This window comes from Cupriavidus sp. 01L45, from assembly GCF_056399885.1.
Genome location: NZ_JBFTSG010000007.1, coordinates 79,593 through 96,126 on the forward strand (window position 1 = coordinate 79,593; position 16,534 = coordinate 96,126).

Genomic DNA, 16,534 nt, shown 5'->3' on the forward strand with positions numbered 1-16,534 from the left:
TCTTGTCGGGTTTCGTCCGGGCTCAGTGCGGGTGGAACGTCACGCGTTCCGGCACTTGCTTGAACTGGCCGACACGGCTCCACAGCGGCATGGTCAGGAAGAAGGCGAAGTACAGCAGGGTACCCAGCTGCGACACCTTTTCACCCACCGGCGACGGGGGCTGTACGCCCAGGTAGCCGAGCACGATGAACACCACCACGAAAACGACGAGGATGCTCTTGTGGAAGGACGGGCGATAGCGGATCGACTTCACCGGCGAGTGGTCGAGCCACGGCAGGAAGAACAGGATCACCACCGAGCCGCCCATCACCAGCACGCCCCAGAACTTGGCGTCGATGAAGTAGAAGCCCACAGCCAGGATCACGGCGATGGCGAGCGCGCCAACCTTGATGCGGGCATCCTTGCTGCGCAGGAACACCATGCCGAGCAGCACCGCGAAGAACACCCACAGGATGGGCAGGAAGTTCGAGGTGGTGGCACGCAGCATCGAGTAGAACGGCGTGAAGTACCAGACCGGCGCGATGTGCGGCGGGGTCTTGAGCGGATCGGCCGGGAAGAAGTTGTTCGACTCCAGGAAGTAGCCGCCCACCTCCGGGAAGAAGAAGATCACCGCGGAGAAGATCATCAGGAAGCCGCCCACACCCATCAGGTCATGCACCGAGTAGTACGGGTGGAAGGGGATGCCGTCCAGCGGGATTCCGTTCTCGTCCTTCTTGGCCTTGATCTCGACGCCGTCCGGGTTGTTCGAGCCCACTTCGTGCAGCGCGATGATGTGYGCGACCACCAGGCCCAGCAGCACCAGCGGCACGGCGATGACGTGGAAGGAGAAGAAGCGGTTCAGCGTGGCGTCGCTCACGACGTAGTCGCCGCGGATGAACAGGGACAGGTCCTGGCCGATCACGGGGATGGCGGAGAACAGGTTCACGATCACCTGGGCGCCCCAGTACGACATCTGGCCCCAGGGCAGCAGGTAGCCCATGAAGGCCTCTGCCATCAGGCACAGGAAGATCAGGCAGCCGAAGACCCAGACCAGCTCACGCGGCTTGCGGTAGGAACCGTACAGCAGGCCACGGAACATATGCAGGTACACCACCACGAAGAAGGCCGAGGCGCCGGTGGAGTGCATGTAGCGCACCAGCCAGCCCCAGGGCACTTCGCGCATGATGTATTCCACGCTGGCGTAAGCCACGGGAATGCCGGCGGCGTTGAGCGTGCCGTCCGGCTTGTAGTTCATCACCAGGAAGATGCCGGTCACGATCTGGATCACCAGCACCAGCAGGGCCAGCGAGCCGAAGAAGTACCAGAAGTTGAAGTTCTTCGGTGCGTAGTACTTGGAAAGGTGATCTTCCCAGAGTTGGGTTGCGGGGAAGCGCGCGTCGATCCAGCCAAGCAAGCCGGTCGTCTTTACTTGTTTTTCGGCCGCCATGGTCAAGCGTCTCCTTTTTCATCCTTGCCGATCACGATCTTGGTGTCGGACAGGAACTGGTATGGGGGTACGTCGAGGTTTTGCGGGGCCGGCTTGTTCTTGAACACGCGGCCAGCCAGGTCGAAGGTCGAACCGTGGCAGGGGCAGAGGAATCCGGGGTCGGAGCCGAGTTGCGGGTTGGAACCGGCGCCGAAGGGACCTGAGGGGGAGCAACCAAGGTGGGAGCAGATGCCTACCACGACCAGCAGGTCCTTGTGGTCTGCGCGCGAACGGGTTTCGTTCTTGCAGTATTCCGGCGTCGGCATGGTGAAGGGGACATCCGAGTTGGGGTCGGCCACCTCGGAATCTGTCTTCTTCAGCGACGAGAGCATTTCCTCGGTGCGCTTCAGGATCCAGACCGGTTTGCCGCGCCATTCAACGGTCATCATCTCGCCCGGCTTGAGCGCGCTGATGTCGGCTTCTACCGGTGCTCCGGCGGCCTTTGCCTTCTCTGACGGCGCAAACGTACTGACGAACGGAACAGCTACCGCCACGCCTCCGATGCCGCCAGCGACAGACGTCGCAATCAACCAATTGCGGCGACCCTTATCCACGTTCTTCACGTTTTGCTGGTCACTCATTCCAAACCCCAGGGGATGTCAAATTAGATTTTGTGTCAACCGTAAATTGTACCTTAGGCACATGTGGCATTGAAAGGCGGACAGTGGCTCACCCGCGTACGATAATCGGCCAAACATCGGCGATGTGGCTTGTACGCTTGCGTTACGGGCGGTGATACGGCAGGCTTTTATCCTGACGACCGTTCAACGAAAGCAACACTGGGAGAAAAGCATGGGGATGATGTCGGAATTCAAGACCTTCGCAATGCGTGGCAACGTGATCGACCTGGCCGTCGGTGTGATTATCGGCGCGTCTTTCGGCAAAATTGTCGAGTCGGTTGTGAATGACCTGATCATGCCGGTCGTTGGCCGGATTATCGGAAAACTGGATTTCTCCAATCTTTTCGTAGCGCTATCCGAGCCGCCAGCGGGCATCCCGCATACGCTCGACGCGCTGAAAAAAGCGGGCGTGCCGGTTTTTGCCTATGGCAACTTCCTGACCATCCTGGTCAATTTCGTGATTCTGGCCTTTATCATCTTCATGATGGTGCGGGCGATCAATAAGGTGCGTGCTGAAGAGCCCAAGCCCGAAGCGCCCGCCGCCACGCCGGAAGACGTGGTGCTGCTGCGCGAGATCCGCGACAGCCTGAAGGCGCGCCAGACTTAAGCCAACGCGCCGCGGCCCGCCCGGCCCATGGCCGGGGCCGCGTTTCAGACCGGGTTGGGAATATCGATGAAGGTGTGGCGCAGCCCGAATTGCTGCACCAGGTGCTCGCCCAGGGACTGGATACCATAACGCTCCGTAGCGTGGTGCCCGGCCGCCAGATAGGCAACCCCGCTCTCGCGTGCGAGGTGCGTGGTCTGCTCCGAAATCTCGCCGCTCAGGTAAGCGTCCACGCCCGCCGCCACGGCCGCGTCGAAATAGCCCTGCGCACCGCCCGTGCACCATCCCACCGTGCGAATCAGTTGCTCGGGATCGCCAATGGCCAGCGGCTCGCGCGCGAGCACGCCGCCTACGTGCGCGGCCAGCGCGGCGAGCGGCATGGGTTGTGGCAAGGTCCCGGTCCACCCGAGCTGGWCGTCGCCGAAGCGGCCGGTGGGMGTAAACCCGAGTTGCAGGCCGAGCTGGGCGTTATTGCCGAATTCGGGGTGGTTATCCAGCGGCAGGTGATAGGCGAGCAGGTTCACATCGGCGCCCAGCAGGCGTTTCAGGCGTGCGTGTTTTTGTCCGATGACACGGGCGTCTTCGTTTTTCCAGAAATAACCGTGGTGGACCAGGATGGCATCGGCGCCAGCCTCGATGGCGGCTTCGACCAGGGCCAGGCTTGCGGTCACGCCTGTCACGATATGCTCGATTTCCGCCCGGCCTTGCACTTGCCATCCGTTCGGGCAATAGTCCTTGTATCGGGGGACTTGAAGCAGGTCGTTCAAGTACAATTCAAGATCTTTTATTTTCATTTTCTGCCCAAACTCCAATATGTTGCGCCGCTTTTGGCTGTTCTTTGCCCAGGCTGTCACCGTCGTGCTGGCAGTGTGGTTCGTCGTGGCCACACTCAAACCCGAATGGCTGCAGCGCGGCCGGGTCGCAGTGCAATCCGGTTCGCCCATTGTCGCGCTGAAGGAGGTCGTCCCCAGCGTGGCCGGCTCTTCGGCGCCGGGCTCGTACAGCGAGGCGGCCCAGCAGGCGATGCCGGCAGTGGTGAATATCTTTACCAGCAAGAACGGCAGCAAGCACACGCCTAATCCGCAGGCAGAAGACCCCTGGTTCCGTTTCTTTTTTGGCGACCGCCTGCCGGAACGCCAGGAGCCGGTGTCCAGCCTGGGCTCGGGCGTCATCGTCAGCGCGGAAGGTTATATTCTAACCAACCACCACGTGGTGGACGGCGCCGATGAGATCGAGGTGGCGCTGACCGACGGCCGCAAGGCCAACGCCAAGGTGGTCGGCTCGGACCCGGAAACCGACCTGGCCGTGCTGAAGATCACGCTCAAGGACCTGCCGGCGATCACGCTGGGGCGCATTGAAAACGTCAAGGTAGGCGATGTGGTGCTGGCCATCGGCAATCCCTTTGGCGTCGGCCAGACCGTCACCATGGGCATCGTGTCGGCGCTGGGCCGCAGCCACCTGGGCATCAACACCTTCGAGAACTTCATCCAGACCGACGCGGCGATCAACCCTGGCAATTCGGGCGGCGCACTGGTCGATGCCCAGGGCAACCTGCTGGGTGTCAACACGGCCATCTATTCCCGCTCGGGCGGCTCGCTGGGCATTGGCTTCGCCATTCCCGTTTCCACCGCCAAGCAGGTGATGGAATCGATCATCTCGACCGGTTCGGTGACGCGCGGCTGGATTGGCGTAGAGCCGCAGGACATGACACCCGAGATCGCCGAGTCGTTCGGCCTCGACGCCAAGGAAGGCGCGCTGATCGCAGCCGTGGTCCAGGGCGGCCCGGCCGACAAGGCGGGCGTGAAGCCGGGCGATGTGCTGGTCTCGGTGGATGGGCAAGGCATTAGCGACACCACCGCCCTGCTCAACGCCATCGCCCAACTCAAACCTGGCGCGGAGGTGAAGATGAGGGTGGTGCGTCGTGGCAAGCCGACCGAACTGACGGTGATGATCGGCAAGCGGCCGCCACCGCCGCGCCGCGCGCTGCCGCTGGACGAGGAAGAGTAAGTCAGCACGGAATCCCCGGACAGCACGCTGCTTCTCCAGACCCCGCCCTTTGTGGCGGGGTTTTTGTTGTCGGGGAAGTACGGGTCGGCTTGGCGCGAGCGTACCCGGCGCTGCGCCAGGCGACCGGATTGATGGCCTGCCGGACCAGGAAGCTTGTCTGACGATCAGCATACCCGGGCCATAGCGGAGACATCTGCCCGCAATCGTGCGATCGGAGTTGCCGTGATTGAGGGATTGGGACGGGACTAGCGGTGGCGGCGCATGCATTGGCAGCGCAAGGACCTGACTACCCATCGCCAGCCGGCGCTCCGCGAGCTGGAGATCAACGAGCGAGACTGATTGCGCCGCCGCGGGACACGGTTAAACGATGCCGCGCCACTACGCGGAAGCACCATGTGGCGAGCACCCCATTGCCATTGCGCACTATCGCCGAGTGCCAGCCGCCAAAAACAAAACGCCGGCATCCTTGCGGATGCCGGCGTTTAGCGTTCAAGCCAATCTAGAGCGAGCTTACGCCCGCACTAAATTAGAACTTGTGACGAACACCAACCACAGCGCCGAACTGGTTCGCACCAGCTTGGACGAACTGGGTCTGGCCCGACAGGTCGTTGAAGCCATTCACGCCCAGACGCGACTTGCTGCCGTTGTTCAGGACATACGAAGCCGTTGCGTACACGTCGGTGCGCTTCGACAGTGCGTAGTCAGCCGTCGTGACGAATTGCCACGGGTTAGCCGACGACTCACGCAGGTTCTGGTAGTAAGCAGCGCCCGACAGCGACAGAGCCGGCGTCAGCTGATAGCCCACGCCAAACCAGCCCAGGTTCGATGCGGTGTTAGCCACGGTCGGCGAACCAACCAGGTTGGCGCCGTTGTAAGCCTTGGCATAACGGTAGCCAGCGTACAGCTTGGCCGGGCCGAAAGCGTAGGTACCAGCAACGGTAGCGCGGCGGGTCAGCTGAGCGCTTGCTGCGCCAGTGCCGTTCGTTTGGTCATAAGCAGCACCAATTGCGAACGGGCCAGCAGCGTAGCTTGCCAGGAAACCGTATTCGCGGCCGTTGGTGAAGTTACCAGCGGTTTCGTTGCCGCTGTTGGTGAAGCTGTACAGGGCGCTAACGGTCAGGCCACCGAACGTGCCGGTGTACTTCGCAGCGTTGTCAGCACGGCTGGCGAATGCGGATTCTTGCGAAGTGCTCGAGTAACGGGTCGAGATCGCCATCGGGTCATAGACCAGCGCGAAATCATACAGGGTGGTCTGTTGACGGCCCAGGGTCAGCGCGCCGTACTGGCTTTGCAGACCAACATAGGCGTTACGACCGAACAGACGGCCACCTTGAGCCGAAGTACCGGTGTCAACGTTGAAGCCGCTTTCCAGGACGAAGATACCCTTCAGACCGCCGCCCAGATCTTCGACGCCACGCAGGCCCCAACGCGAACCGGATTGGTTACCCGACTGCATGGCCCACAGGTTGTTACCGTTGGTGCCGAGTGCGTTCGTCGACGACTTGTTGTTGTATTCAATACCAGCGTCAACCACGCCGTACAGGGTCACGCTCGATTGGGCATACGCACCACCAGCGGCCAGGGCAGCTACAGCGGCTGCAAACAGTTTCATCTTCATATCGACACTTTCCTTGTCAACTGATTGGGAAATCTTGGCTTGCCCAAGTGCTTGGGCGACGCATTTACCTTCACGTCTGTTGCGTATTATGGGTCAGCCCCCCCGGCCGCCAGAAGGCTTTTTCGTCGTAAACCATGGATACGGACGGATTTTGTTGTGATGTCGCAACAGCACGAGGGGCGACTTTCCCCATTTTGGTGCAAAAGTCGCGTCTCCGAGCTTTCCCTTAAGCTAGCGGTCGCTACAGTTAGTCCGGCTGCGCTTCGCTGGCCGGAGCGTCCGCCGCAACCGGCCGCGCGGTGAATCGGGCCATGATCAGCCCTAGTTCATATAGCGCGACCAGGGGTACCGCCAGCAACAGTTGGGACAACACATCCGGCGGCGTCACCACGGCGGCAATCACGAAAGCGCCCACGATCACGTAGGGGCGGATCTGCTTGAGCTTTTCCAGTTCGACCACACCAAAGCGCACCAGCACGATCACCACCACCGGCACCTCGAAGGTGATGCCGAAGGCCAGGAACATGGTCATGGCGAAGCTGAGGTATTTATCGATGTCGGTCGACATCTCCGCCCCCAGCGGCGCGTTGTAGTGCGCCATGAAATGGAACACCGTGGGGAACACCAGGAAATAGGCAAACGCCACGCCGCAGATAAACAGAATGTAGCTACTGCTCACCAGCGGGACGATCAATCGCTTCTCATGCTGGTACAAGCCGGGCGCAACGAACTGCCAGACCTGGTAGAGCACCCAGGGCAGCGCAATCAGGAAAGCCACCAGCAGCGTGACCTTCATGGGCACGAAGAACGAGCCGGTGACATCGGTGACGATCATCTTGCCGCCCTTGGGCAGCGATTCCATCAAAGGCCGGGCGAACAGGTTGAAGATGTTCGGCGCCCAGTAGATCAGGCCGAGGAACACCAGGATCACGCCTGACGCCGCCTTGACGATACGCGAGCGCAGCTCCACCAGGTGAGAGATGAAGGTTTCCTGCTGCGCTTCGTCTTGCGGGTCTTGGGGATCTTGGGAACGGGAGTCGCTCATGGCGTGGACCGCTCAGCCGGGCTGGCTGGCATCGAGAAATCATTGGCGATACAACGGCACGGCGCGCAAGTCGGAACGCACGACAGCGACGGCCGGCCGGGTAGCGGCGTGTGGACAGGCTCCATCATGCTCACTCGAAGAATGAGCGGGCGGGGCCTGTGGCGGGACGGTGGCGCTTGACACGCGCGGCGCCGGATTGCGCCCACACGCGTACATTGTGCTGGCGCTTGTACCACACGGGCCGCGCACCTTGCTTGACGCGCCAGCTCTTGCGGCCGTTATGGACCTTGTGCGCCGTGTCCCAGGATGGCACGTAGCCGCTGCCCTGGCTGGCCCCGTCGTGCACGCTGGAATCCGTACCGGTCAGCGCATCGTTCAGGGACTGGGTGTGCTCGTGCACTTCCTTGTGGATGGTGCGCTCGACATCGCGCGCGGCGTCCTCGAATTCCGTGCGCATCTTGCGCAATTCGTCGAGTTCGACCTCGCGGCTGACTTCCGCCTTCACATCATTGATATAGCGCTGCGCGCGGCCGACCAGTGCGCCGACCGTGCGCGCCACCTTCGGCAGCCGCTCGGGACCGATCACCACCAGCGCCACCGCGCCGATCAGTGCAAGCTTTGAAATGCCAAGATCGATCATGCGAGGTTCGGAAGGAATAAGCTGCGGCCACGGCGAACGGCCGGGCCGCCGCAACGGCCGCCCGGGCTCGCGCACAAGCCGTCACGCGGACGGGCGCGGCGCGGCGGGCATGGCCGGCTTGGCATTGCTGCCAGGAAGAAAGGCATCAGGCGTGCTGACAAGAGTTGACGCGCGCTCACTGCTGGCGCGACTTTTCCTTGGCTTCGACGTCGATGGTGGTGGCGTCGCGCAGTTCCTTGGAGGGCGCGGCCGGTGCGTCAACCGGATTTCCGTTGGCGTCCTTCATGCCATCCTTGAAGCCTTTCACGGCACCGCCCAGATCCTGGCCGATGTTGCGCAGCTTCTTGGTGCCAAAGACCAGCATGACGATCACCAGCACGATGAGCCAGTGCCAAATGCTAAACGAACCCATTTTCTGCTCCTGATGAAGCCGGGGGCGGCGCCATGCCACCCCGGCTCGTTGTTCCGTCACTGAAGGCCGTGCCGGGCGACGGTTGCCGGCACGGCATCTGACCGGAGGCCGCGCGGCCTTCGGTCCTGCATGGGTTGGCTGCCAGGTCTTTACGGCAGCTGCACCTTCCACTGGTCACGCGGACCGCCAAGCACGTGCAGATGGAGGTGATACACCTCCTGCCCGCCATCCGGACCGGTATTGATAACCGTCCGGAAACCGTTGCCACAGCCTGCCGCGCGCGCCAACTCCGGCACCTTCAACATCATTTTAGCAAGCACCGCGCTTTCACCGGGTCCGCAATCGGCCAGCGAATCGACATGCAACTTGGGAATGAGCAGGAAGTGTACCGGGGCTTTCGGGTGGATATCGTGGAAAGCCAGCATTTCGTCATCTTCGTAAACTTTGCGCGACGGAAGCTGACCGGCCACGATCCGGCAGAAGAGGCAATTTTGCTGTGGATTCATGAAAATTTCATTGCGCGCAGCAAATCAGGTGCACTTTTGCCGCGATGTCAGTGCAGGCGGGCAGCCTTGCCGGCCATCCGCCTGCCTTTCAGGCATGTCCGGACCGCCTTGGCCGGACCGCCACCGGTCCGCTGGCTATCAAAAACGCTGATCCGGGTACATCGGCTTACTGTCGTTCAGGTAGAGCCAGCCCTTGACGATACGATACAACATCCATAAGGACAATACGCCCCACACGGCAAAAGCCAGGGGTATCAGGAACACTGTGACAAACAGCATGCCGCCGAGGATCGCCCACGCCACCGACCACCAGAAGGACCGTATCTGCCAGGCAAAGTGCGAGGCGTAGAGCGTGCCCTGGGTGTCGTCGCGCTTGACGTAGCCAATCACGATGGCAATCAGCGCGGTAATGCCGCCGGTCAGCCAGAAAATGGCGTACAACGCATAAAGAATGTGCGTCAGCTTGCGCAGGCTGGCAAGCCGGTCGTGGTCCGTGGTGATCACCTCTCCCATCTCGTGCTTGCTCCTGGTGGCTGCTGGTGGCTGTCCCATACCCTGCCCGTCCTGTCCAGATGCGCCTCGCCGGCCAGGCCGGCTAGTGCGGGATTCAGCTGCCGTCGGCCTTGCGCCGGGCTTTTTCTTCCAGGCCGGACAGACCTTCGCGGCGGGCCAGTTCGTTGACCACGTCGGCCGGCTGCATGCCGAAGCGGGACAGAAGCACCATGCTATGGAACCAGAGATCGGCCACCTCGTACACCACCTTGGAGACCGACTCCTGGCTCAGCCCCGCCGCGCGGGCATCCTTGGCGGCCATCACGGTTTCGGTGGCTTCCTCGCCGATCTTCTTCAGGATCGCGTCGTCGCCCTTGTGAAACAGGCGCGCCACATAGGACTTATCCGGATCGCCGCCGTTCTCGGGCTTGCGCGATTCCAGCACGCTGGCCAGGCGGGCAAGCATATCGGCGCTGCTCAACTGTTCGTCGCTCATGGCTTGGCTGCGTAAATGGTGGACGGATCCTTGAGCACGGGCTCCACGGTCTGCCAGTCACCGTTGTCGGCGTCGCCATCAAACTTCTGGAAGAAGCAGGAGTGGCGCCCGGTATGGCAGGCGATGCCGTCGTTCTGCGTGACCTTGAGCAAGACCACGTCTTCGTCGCAGTCGAGGCGGATTTCATGCACCTTTTGCACGTGGCCGGATTCCTCGCCCTTGTGCCACAAGCGCTTGCGCGAGCGCGACCAGAACACGGCCTCGCCGATCTCCACGGTGCGCTGCAGCGCCTCGCGGTTCATGAACGCGAACATCAGCACGTCGTTCGAGCCGACTTCCTGGACAATCACCGGCACCAGGCCGTTGTCGTCCCACTTAACCTTGTTGAGCCACTTCTTTGCCATGTCGGTTTGCCGTGTTCAGATCCGCACCGGAATGCCCTCGCGGGCCATGAATGCTTTTGCTTCGCCAACGGTGTGCTGGCCGTAGTGGAAGATGCTGGCGGCCAGCACCGCATCGGCGTGGCCCAGCTTGATGCCGTCGGCCAGGTCCTGCAGTCCGCCCACGCCGCCCGAGGCGATCACCGGGATGGATACCGCATCGCTGACGGCACGGGTGAGTTCGAGATCGAAGCCGCTCTTGGTGCCGTCGCGGTCCATGCTGGTGAGCAGCAGTTCGCCCGCGCCGCGGGCGGCCATCTCGCGCGCCCATGCCACGGCGTCCAGCCCGGTGGCCTTGCGCCCGCCATGGGTGAAGACCTCCCAGCGTGCCGGCTCGCCTGGCGCGGAACTGCGTTTGGCGTCGATCGCGACGACAATGCACTGCGAGCCGTAGCGCGCCGTGGCGTCCGACACCAGTTGCGGGTTGGCGATGGCCGCGGAATTGACGCTGATCTTGTCCGCGCCGGCATTGAGCAGGCGCCGCACGTCTTCCACGGCGCGCACGCCGCCGCCCACCGTCAGCGGGATAAAGACCTGGGAGGCGACCGCCTCGATGATGTGCAGGATCAGGTCGCGCCCGTCGCTGGTCGCGGTGATGTCGAGAAAAGTGATTTCATCGGCGCCCTGCTCGTCATAGCGGCGGGCGATCTCGACCGGATCGCCAGCGTCACGCAATTCGACGAAGTTGACACCCTTGACCACCCGCCCGTTGGTCACGTCGAGGCAGGGGATGATACGTTTGGCTAGCATGAGATTCCTTGCCCGCCACGGCGCCTGCCCTTGCGGGGGCGCCGGTGGCTGCAATTGTCGCGCGCAAGGCGCGTTGTCTTACTGCTCGGCGCCGAGCTTGTCGGCAAGCGCCTGGGCTTCGGCGAAATTGAGATCGCCCGAATAGATTGCGCGGCCGCAGATGACGCCCTCGACGCCGTCCTTTTGCACGCTGCACAGGCGTTCGATATCGGTGAGGTTGTGCAGCCCGCCGCTGGCGATCACCGGGATCGTTGCCGACTGCGCCAGTTTGACGGTGGCATCGATGTTGATGCCCTGCAGCATGCCGTCGCGGCCGATGTCGGTGTAGATGATGGCTTCCACGCCGTAGTCCTCGTACTTGCGCGCGAGGTCGGCAACCTCGTGGCCGGTCAGCTTGCTCCAGCCATCCGTGGCGACCTTGCCTTCACGGGCATCCAGGCCGACGATGATGTGGCCGCCGAACGCCGTGCAGGCGTCCTTGAGGAACCCGGGGTTCTTGACCGCCGCTGTGCCGATGATGACGTACGACAGGCCGCCGTCGAGCCAGCGCTCGATGGTGTTCAGGTCGCGGATGCCGCCGCCGAGCTGGATCGGGATCTCATCGCCCACCTCGGCGATGATGGCCTTGATGGCAGCTTCATTGCGGGGCTTGCCCACGAACGCACCATTGAGGTCGACCAGGTGCAGGCGCCGTGCGCCCTGCTCCACCCAGTGACGTGCCATGGCGGCGGGATCTTCGGAAAAGACGGTGGCCTGGTCCATGTCGCCTTGTTTAAGGCGTACACATTGACCGTCCTTCAGGTCGATGGCCGGAATGAGCAACATAAGTGTGACGAGCGTGTTTGAGTGAAAGAGAAAGTTGAACTAGCCAGCGTAGCCGGTCAGCCCTGTCCCAAAAAAGCCACTATCGACGTTCAGGGATTCCAGTGCACGAAGTTCCGGTACAGCTGCAAGCCCATGGCGGCGCTCTTTTCCGGGTGGAACTGCGTGGCAAAAATATTATCGCGCGCCACCGCGCTCGTAAATAAGGCGCCATATTCCGTTTCGCCGGCAATATGCGCCGGATCCTCCGCATGCACGTAGTAGCTGTGCACGAAATAGAACCAGCTTTCATCGGGGATGCCAGCCCACAGCGGATGGGGGCGCGTTTGCTTCACGCGGTTCCAGCCCATCTGCGGCACCTTGTAGCGCGAACCGTCCGGCTGGGTCATGCCTTCCAGTTCGAAGCGGATCACCTCGCCGGGCAAGAGGCCCAGGCAGGGCGTACGGCCACCGTCCGTTCTACTTTCCTTGCTGAAGTCGAACAGCATCTGTTCGCCAACGCACACTCCCAGCATCGGCTTGCTAGCGGCGGCCTCGATCACGGCCTGTTGCAGGCCCGAGGCGCCCAGTGCGCTCATGCAGTCGGGCATCGCACCCTGGCCTGGCAGCACCACGCGGTCCGCCGCGCGGATCGCCTCCGGCTGGTCCACCACCTGCACGTCCGCTTCCGGCGCCGCGGCACGCAAGGCCTGCGCTACCGAGCGCAGGTTGCCCATGCCGTAATCCACAATTGCTATGGTAGTCATGATTTCAAAACAGGCAACAATGTCTTCAGCCCGTCCACAATGAATTCTACGGCCAGCGCCGACAGGATCAGCCCCATCAGGCGCGTGCCGATATTGATGCCGGTGCGCCCGATCACGCGCGCGATCGGGTCCGCGGCGCGGAACACTATATATACCACTGCGCCAAGCGCGATCCCGATCCCGACCAGAATCAGCAACTGGTACCAGTGCTGGGTCTTGCCGGCATAGACGATCACCGTGCTGATCGAACCAGGTCCGGTCAGCAAGGGCAGCGCCAGCGGCACTACCGCGATACTGGCCTTGGCTTCCGCCTCGTCCTCTTCCTCGGGCGTCGCCTTGGTGCGGCCAGTCTGCGCGTTCAGCATGTTCATGGCCATCATGATCATGATGAGGCCCCCGCCCACCTGCAGCGAGGCCACCGAGATATTGAAGAACTCGATGATCTGCTGGCCCAGCAAGGCGGAGATGCCTACCACCGTCGCCACCGAGATCGACGCGATCTTGATGGTATGCCGCTTTTCTTCTTCAGTCTGCTGGGTGGTCAGGCTGATGAAGAACGGAATCGCCCCGATCGGGTTGATCAGCGCCAGCAGCGAAATGAACGACTTAAGCGTATCCATCGGGTTGGGCGAATGTCGCGCTAATGTCGCGTAAGTACCGCGTTGTACCGCGTTGATCTGATGTTCTCGCCGGCGCAGCAGAACGTACGCACCGGCACGTGAGAGGTAGCGCGTCGGCGAGGTTCAGCCGACGAGGGTGCCCTTGGTCGACGGAATCGTGTTGCCCGCACGGGGATCCATTTCCACCGCCATGCGCAACGCCCGCCCGAAGGCCTTGAACACGGTTTCGCACTGGTGGTGGGCATTGATGCCGCGCAGGTTGTCGATATGCAGCGTCACCGCGGCATGATTGACGAAGCCGCGGAAGAACTCGATGGTGAGGTCGACGTCGAAGCTGCCCACCCGAGCGCGGGTGAACGGTACGTGGAATTCCAGGCCGGGACGGCCGGAGAAGTCGATCACCACGCGCGACAGGCATTCGTCCAGCGGCACATAGCTATGGCCGTAGCGGGTGATGCCTTTCTTGTCGCCGATGGCCTTGGCGACCGCCTGGCCGAGCGCGATGCCGACGTCTTCCACCGTGTGGTGGTCATCGATATGGGTATCGCCGCTGGCTTCGACTTCGAGGTCGAACATGCCATGGCGGGCAATCTGATCCAGCATGTGGTCGAGGAACGGCACGCCGGACGCCAGTTTCTGGCGGCCGGTGCCATCGAGATTCAACGAAACGCGGATCTGCGTTTCCGATGTATTGCGGGTGACCTCTGCAACACGCATGGTGTTAATCCTGCGACGCCGCCTGGAAGGCGGCGAGAAATTGCGCGTTCTCTTCGGGAGTGCTGACCGTGACGCGCAGACAGTTGGCCAGCAATGGGTGCATTTTACCCACGTTCTTGATCAATACCTTGCGCGCAAGCACGCCTTCGAACACACGAGCGGAATCCGCCACGCGCACCAGCAGGAAATTGGCTGCGCTTGGGTACACCGTCACGCCCGGCAAGCCTGCCAGGGCATCGGCCACGGTGGCGCGCTCGGCACGCAGTTGCGCGGCCTGCTGGTCGAGCACATCGACATGCTCGAGCACGAACAGCGCCGTGGCCTCGGTCAGCACATTGACGTTGTACGGCGGGCGCACCTTGTCGATCTGCGACAGCCACTCCGGCGCGCCGGCCAGGTAGCCCAGCCGGATGCCGGCCAGGCCCAGCTTGGAAACGGTGCGCATCACCAACAGGTTGCCGAACTCGGCCAGGCGCGGCATCCAGGTGTCCTGGGCGAACGGCTGGTAGGCTTCGTCAACCACCACCAGGCTCTGGCAGACCTCGCCCTGGGCGGCGCGCACGATGGCTTCCATATCGGCCGCGTCGAACAGGTTGCCGGTGGGATTGTTCGGGTAGGCCAGGTAGACGATGGCGGGCTGGTGCTCGGCCATTGCCGCCAGCATGGCGGCGCGGTCCAGCGTGAAGTCCGCGTTGAGCGGCACGCCGACGAATTCGAGCCCGGCGAACTGGGCCGACATGGCGTACATGACAAAGCCTGGCACCGGTGCCAGCACCTTGGCGCCCGGCTTGGCCACCGCCAGCGCCAGCATGCTGATGATCTCGTCCGAGCCGTTGCCCAGCAGCACATCCATGCCCGCCGGCACGTCCATCACCGTCTTCAGGCGCGCGCGCAGCGCTTCGCTGCTGGGCACCGGATAGCGGTTGAGCGCTACCTCGGCCAGCCGCGCGGCCAGCTTGTCGCGCAGTGCGTCGGGCAGGCGGTAGGGGTTCTCCATCGCGTCCAGCTTTACCAGACCGTGCGAATCCGGCACATGGTAGGCGCCCATGGCGCGTACGTCGTCACGGATGATGCGGTCGATCAGGGAAGGCTGCACTACGGACATGGGATTTACCTCTTGGGTCGACTTGGGTCGGTGGTTTCTGGCCGGCGCCCGGACAAACCCGGGCGCCGGCCGCTTTTGCCTCAGTTGCGCCTGAGGCGGTATTCGGCGCTGCGGGCGTGTGCTTGCAAGCCTTCGCCATAGGCCAGCTCGGCGGCGATCTGGCCAAGCATCTGCGCACCCTGCTCGCTCACCTCGATCAGGCTCGAGCGCTTCTGGAAGTCGTACACGCCCAGCGGCGACGAGAACCGCGCGGTGCGCGAGGTGGGCAGCACGTGATTCGGCCCGGCGCAGTAGTCACCCAGCGACTCGCTCGTATAGCGGCCCAGGAAGATGGCGCCGGCGTGGCGGATCTTCTCGGCCCAGTGGCGCGGGTTCTCGGCGGAAATCTCCAGGTGCTCCGGCGCGATCGCGTTGGCGATCTCGCAGGCCTCGTCCATATCGCGTACCCGGATCAGCGCCCCGCGCCCGGACAGCGAGGCACGGATCACGTCGCGGCGCGGCATGGACTCGATCTGCCGGTGGATGCTTTCCTCCACCTGGGCCAGGTAGTTGGAGTCCGGGCACAGCAGGATGGATTGCGCGAGTTCGTCGTGCTCGGCTTGCGAGAACAGGTCCATCGCCACCCAGTCGGGGTCRGTGGTGCCGTCGCAGATCACCAGGATCTCGGACGGGCCGGCGATCATGTCGATGCCGACGGTGCCGAACACGCGACGCTTGGCCGCCGCCACATAGGCGTTGCCCGGGCCGACGATCTTGTCGACCTGAGGCAGCGTGGCGGTGCCGTAGGCCAGCGCCCCGATCGCCTGCGCGCCACCGATGGTGAACACGCGGTCCACGCCGGCGATCTGCGCCGCGGCCAGCACCAGTTCGTTACGCACGCCGCCCGGCGTGGGCACGACCATGATGACTTCCTTGACGCCTGCCACGCGCGCGGGAATCGCGTTCATCAGCACGGACGACGGATACGCCGCCTTGCCGCCCGGCACGTAGATGCCCACGCGGTCCAGCGGGGTCACCTTTTGCCCCAGCACGGTGCCGTCGGACTCGGTGTACTCCCAGCTATGGCTGCCGCACTCGATCTTCTGCTTCTCGTGGTAAGCGCGCACGCGCGCCGCCGCGGTTTCCAGCGCAGCGCGGCGTTTGGGCTCGAGTTCGTCGAGCGCGGCCTCGAGCTTGGCCGGCGACACTTCCAGCGCGCTCATGGCGCCGGCATCGACGCGGTCGAAACGCTGCGTGTACTCCAGCACCGCGGCATCGCCGCGGGTCTTTACATCGGCGAGGATCTGCGCGACGGCGCGATCGATCGCTTCGTCTTCACCGGCTTCGAAGGCCAGCACCTCGCGCAGCTCGGCCGCAAAGCGCGGCTCGGTCGAATCCAGCCGGCGGATTTCCAGGTTTTCCATAGAATTTTCGTTCATGACTCCATTCC

The 16,534-nt window shown here is 63.0% G+C and carries 20 protein-coding genes; 2 read left to right on the plus strand and 18 right to left on the minus strand.

The window, feature by feature from the left end; genetic code table 11:
* Positions 1–22: 22 nt before the first annotated feature.
* Positions 23–1,426: a cytochrome b gene (locus tag AC1DT6_RS06755; protein WP_276286466.1), complete on the minus strand. Its 1,404-nt coding sequence runs from the start codon at positions 1,424–1,426 to the stop codon at positions 23–25.
* 2 nt (positions 1,427–1,428) lie between these two features.
* Positions 1,429–2,046 (minus strand): ubiquinol-cytochrome c reductase iron-sulfur subunit, encoded by a 618-nt coding sequence (gene petA, locus AC1DT6_RS06760; RefSeq protein WP_441628895.1) that lies wholly within the window; start codon positions 2,044–2,046, stop codon positions 1,429–1,431.
* 211 nt (positions 2,047–2,257) lie between these two features.
* Here petA and mscL point away from each other — a divergent pair, with 211 nt between their 5' ends.
* Positions 2,258–2,692: a large conductance mechanosensitive channel protein MscL gene (gene mscL / locus AC1DT6_RS06765; RefSeq protein WP_441628893.1), complete on the plus strand. Its 435-nt coding sequence runs from the start codon at positions 2,258–2,260 to the stop codon at positions 2,690–2,692.
* A 44-nt stretch (positions 2,693–2,736) separates the two neighbouring features.
* On the opposite strand, the gene AC1DT6_RS06770 is transcribed toward mscL, so the two are convergent.
* Positions 2,737–3,483, minus strand: a complete 747-nt coding sequence (locus AC1DT6_RS06770; protein ID WP_477114569.1) for a Nif3-like dinuclear metal center hexameric protein — start codon at positions 3,481–3,483, stop codon at positions 2,737–2,739.
* A gap of 19 nt (positions 3,484–3,502) precedes the next feature.
* Between AC1DT6_RS06770 and AC1DT6_RS06775 the strand changes: the two genes are divergently transcribed.
* On the plus strand, positions 3,503–4,696 hold the full coding sequence (locus tag AC1DT6_RS06775; protein ID WP_441628889.1) for a Do family serine endopeptidase: 1,194 nt from the start codon (positions 3,503–3,505) through the stop codon (positions 4,694–4,696).
* 526 nt (positions 4,697–5,222) lie between these two features.
* Here AC1DT6_RS06775 and AC1DT6_RS06780 read toward each other — a convergent pair.
* From AC1DT6_RS06780 to hisD, 15 genes are all read right to left on the minus strand, one after another.
* Positions 5,223–6,314: a porin gene (locus tag AC1DT6_RS06780; protein WP_441628887.1), complete on the minus strand. Its 1,092-nt coding sequence runs from the start codon at positions 6,312–6,314 to the stop codon at positions 5,223–5,225.
* A 247-nt stretch (positions 6,315–6,561) separates the two neighbouring features.
* Positions 6,562–7,359: a twin-arginine translocase subunit TatC gene (gene tatC, locus AC1DT6_RS06785; RefSeq protein ID WP_441628885.1), complete on the minus strand. Its 798-nt coding sequence runs from the start codon at positions 7,357–7,359 to the stop codon at positions 6,562–6,564.
* A 130-nt stretch (positions 7,360–7,489) separates the two neighbouring features.
* The gene (gene tatB / locus AC1DT6_RS06790) at positions 7,490–7,999 is read right to left on the minus strand and encodes a Sec-independent protein translocase protein TatB (protein ID WP_035870659.1); all 510 of its coding nucleotides are present in this window, start codon (positions 7,997–7,999) and stop codon (positions 7,490–7,492) included.
* 175 nt (positions 8,000–8,174) lie between these two features.
* Positions 8,175–8,411 (minus strand): Sec-independent protein translocase subunit TatA, encoded by a 237-nt coding sequence (gene tatA / locus AC1DT6_RS06795; protein WP_035870661.1) that lies wholly within the window; start codon positions 8,409–8,411, stop codon positions 8,175–8,177.
* A 149-nt stretch (positions 8,412–8,560) separates the two neighbouring features.
* A complete protein-coding gene (locus AC1DT6_RS06800; RefSeq protein ID WP_441628882.1) occupies positions 8,561–8,917 on the minus strand; it encodes a histidine triad nucleotide-binding protein in 357 nt (118 codons plus the stop codon).
* Positions 8,918–9,055: 138 nt separating this feature from the next.
* Positions 9,056–9,430 carry a DUF4870 family protein gene (locus tag AC1DT6_RS06805; RefSeq protein ID WP_035870665.1) on the minus strand — a complete coding sequence of 125 codons (375 nt, stop codon included), beginning with the start codon at positions 9,428–9,430 and terminating at the stop codon, positions 9,056–9,058.
* 94 nt (positions 9,431–9,524) lie between these two features.
* Positions 9,525–9,905, minus strand: a complete 381-nt coding sequence (locus AC1DT6_RS06810; RefSeq protein ID WP_441628880.1) for a phosphoribosyl-ATP diphosphatase — start codon at positions 9,903–9,905, stop codon at positions 9,525–9,527.
* Positions 9,902–10,309, minus strand: coding sequence for a phosphoribosyl-AMP cyclohydrolase (hisI, locus tag AC1DT6_RS06815; RefSeq protein ID WP_035870669.1), 408 nt, complete (start codon positions 10,307–10,309; stop codon positions 9,902–9,904). The genes AC1DT6_RS06810 and hisI overlap by 4 nt, the downstream gene beginning before the upstream one ends.
* Positions 10,310–10,324: 15 nt before the next feature.
* A complete protein-coding gene (gene hisF / locus AC1DT6_RS06820) occupies positions 10,325–11,095 on the minus strand; it encodes an imidazole glycerol phosphate synthase subunit HisF (RefSeq protein ID WP_441628878.1) in 771 nt (256 codons plus the stop codon).
* Between the two features lie 78 nt (positions 11,096–11,173).
* Positions 11,174–11,920: a 1-(5-phosphoribosyl)-5-[(5-phosphoribosylamino)methylideneamino]imidazole-4-carboxamide isomerase gene (hisA, locus tag AC1DT6_RS06825; RefSeq protein ID WP_035870672.1), complete on the minus strand. Its 747-nt coding sequence runs from the start codon at positions 11,918–11,920 to the stop codon at positions 11,174–11,176.
* 89 nt (positions 11,921–12,009) lie between these two features.
* Positions 12,010–12,663: an imidazole glycerol phosphate synthase subunit HisH gene (hisH, locus tag AC1DT6_RS06830; protein WP_441628875.1), complete on the minus strand. Its 654-nt coding sequence runs from the start codon at positions 12,661–12,663 to the stop codon at positions 12,010–12,012.
* Positions 12,660–13,283, minus strand: coding sequence for a YchE family NAAT transporter (locus AC1DT6_RS06835; protein WP_035870676.1), 624 nt, complete (start codon positions 13,281–13,283; stop codon positions 12,660–12,662). Before AC1DT6_RS06835 ends, hisH begins: the two co-directional genes overlap by 4 nt.
* 123 nt (positions 13,284–13,406) lie before the next feature.
* Positions 13,407–14,000 carry an imidazoleglycerol-phosphate dehydratase HisB gene (gene hisB, locus AC1DT6_RS06840; protein ID WP_006159655.1) on the minus strand — a complete coding sequence of 198 codons (594 nt, stop codon included), beginning with the start codon at positions 13,998–14,000 and terminating at the stop codon, positions 13,407–13,409.
* 4 nt (positions 14,001–14,004) lie between these two features.
* Positions 14,005–15,105, minus strand: a complete 1,101-nt coding sequence (hisC, locus tag AC1DT6_RS06845; RefSeq protein WP_441628873.1) for a histidinol-phosphate transaminase — start codon at positions 15,103–15,105, stop codon at positions 14,005–14,007.
* An 80-nt stretch (positions 15,106–15,185) separates the two neighbouring features.
* Positions 15,186–16,523 (minus strand): histidinol dehydrogenase, encoded by a 1,338-nt coding sequence (gene hisD / locus AC1DT6_RS06850; RefSeq protein ID WP_441628871.1) that lies wholly within the window; start codon positions 16,521–16,523, stop codon positions 15,186–15,188.
* Between the last annotated feature and the right edge of the window lie 11 nt (positions 16,524–16,534).

Bases quoted from the DNA above. Each gene is read 5' to 3' on its own strand.
- tatC (WP_441628885.1), bottom strand. From the start codon at position 7,359: ATGAGCGACTCCCGTTCCCAAGATCCCCAAGACCCGCAAGACGAAGCG.
- AC1DT6_RS06800 (WP_441628882.1), bottom strand. From the start codon at position 8,917: ATGAATCCACAGCAAAATTGCCTCTTCTGCCGGATCGTGGCCGGTCAG.
- hisI (WP_035870669.1), bottom strand. From the start codon at position 10,309: ATGGCAAAGAAGTGGCTCAACAAGGTTAAGTGGGACGACAACGGCCTG.
- hisB (WP_006159655.1), bottom strand. From the start codon at position 14,000: ATGCGTGTTGCAGAGGTCACCCGCAATACATCGGAAACGCAGATCCGC.
- AC1DT6_RS06810 (WP_441628880.1), bottom strand. From the start codon at position 9,905: ATGAGCGACGAACAGTTGAGCAGCGCCGATATGCTTGCCCGCCTGGCC.
- hisC (WP_441628873.1), bottom strand. From the start codon at position 15,105: ATGTCCGTAGTGCAGCCTTCCCTGATCGACCGCATCATCCGTGACGAC.
- AC1DT6_RS06780 (WP_441628887.1), bottom strand. From the start codon at position 6,314: ATGAAGATGAAACTGTTTGCAGCCGCTGTAGCTGCCCTGGCCGCTGGT.
- hisA (WP_035870672.1), bottom strand. From the start codon at position 11,920: ATGTTGCTCATTCCGGCCATCGACCTGAAGGACGGTCAATGTGTACGC.
- petA (WP_441628895.1), bottom strand. From the start codon at position 2,046: ATGAGTGACCAGCAAAACGTGAAGAACGTGGATAAGGGTCGCCGCAAT.
- tatB (WP_035870659.1), bottom strand. From the start codon at position 7,999: ATGATCGATCTTGGCATTTCAAAGCTTGCACTGATCGGCGCGGTGGCG.
- AC1DT6_RS06835 (WP_035870676.1), bottom strand. From the start codon at position 13,283: ATGGATACGCTTAAGTCGTTCATTTCGCTGCTGGCGCTGATCAACCCG.
- tatA (WP_035870661.1), bottom strand. From the start codon at position 8,411: ATGGGTTCGTTTAGCATTTGGCACTGGCTCATCGTGCTGGTGATCGTC.
- AC1DT6_RS06775 (WP_441628889.1), top strand. From the start codon at position 3,503: ATGTTGCGCCGCTTTTGGCTGTTCTTTGCCCAGGCTGTCACCGTCGTG.
- hisH (WP_441628875.1), bottom strand. From the start codon at position 12,663: ATGACTACCATAGCAATTGTGGATTACGGCATGGGCAACCTGCGCTCG.
- mscL (WP_441628893.1), top strand. From the start codon at position 2,258: ATGGGGATGATGTCGGAATTCAAGACCTTCGCAATGCGTGGCAACGTG.
- hisF (WP_441628878.1), bottom strand. From the start codon at position 11,095: ATGCTAGCCAAACGTATCATCCCCTGCCTCGACGTGACCAACGGGCGG.
- AC1DT6_RS06805 (WP_035870665.1), bottom strand. From the start codon at position 9,430: ATGGGAGAGGTGATCACCACGGACCACGACCGGCTTGCCAGCCTGCGC.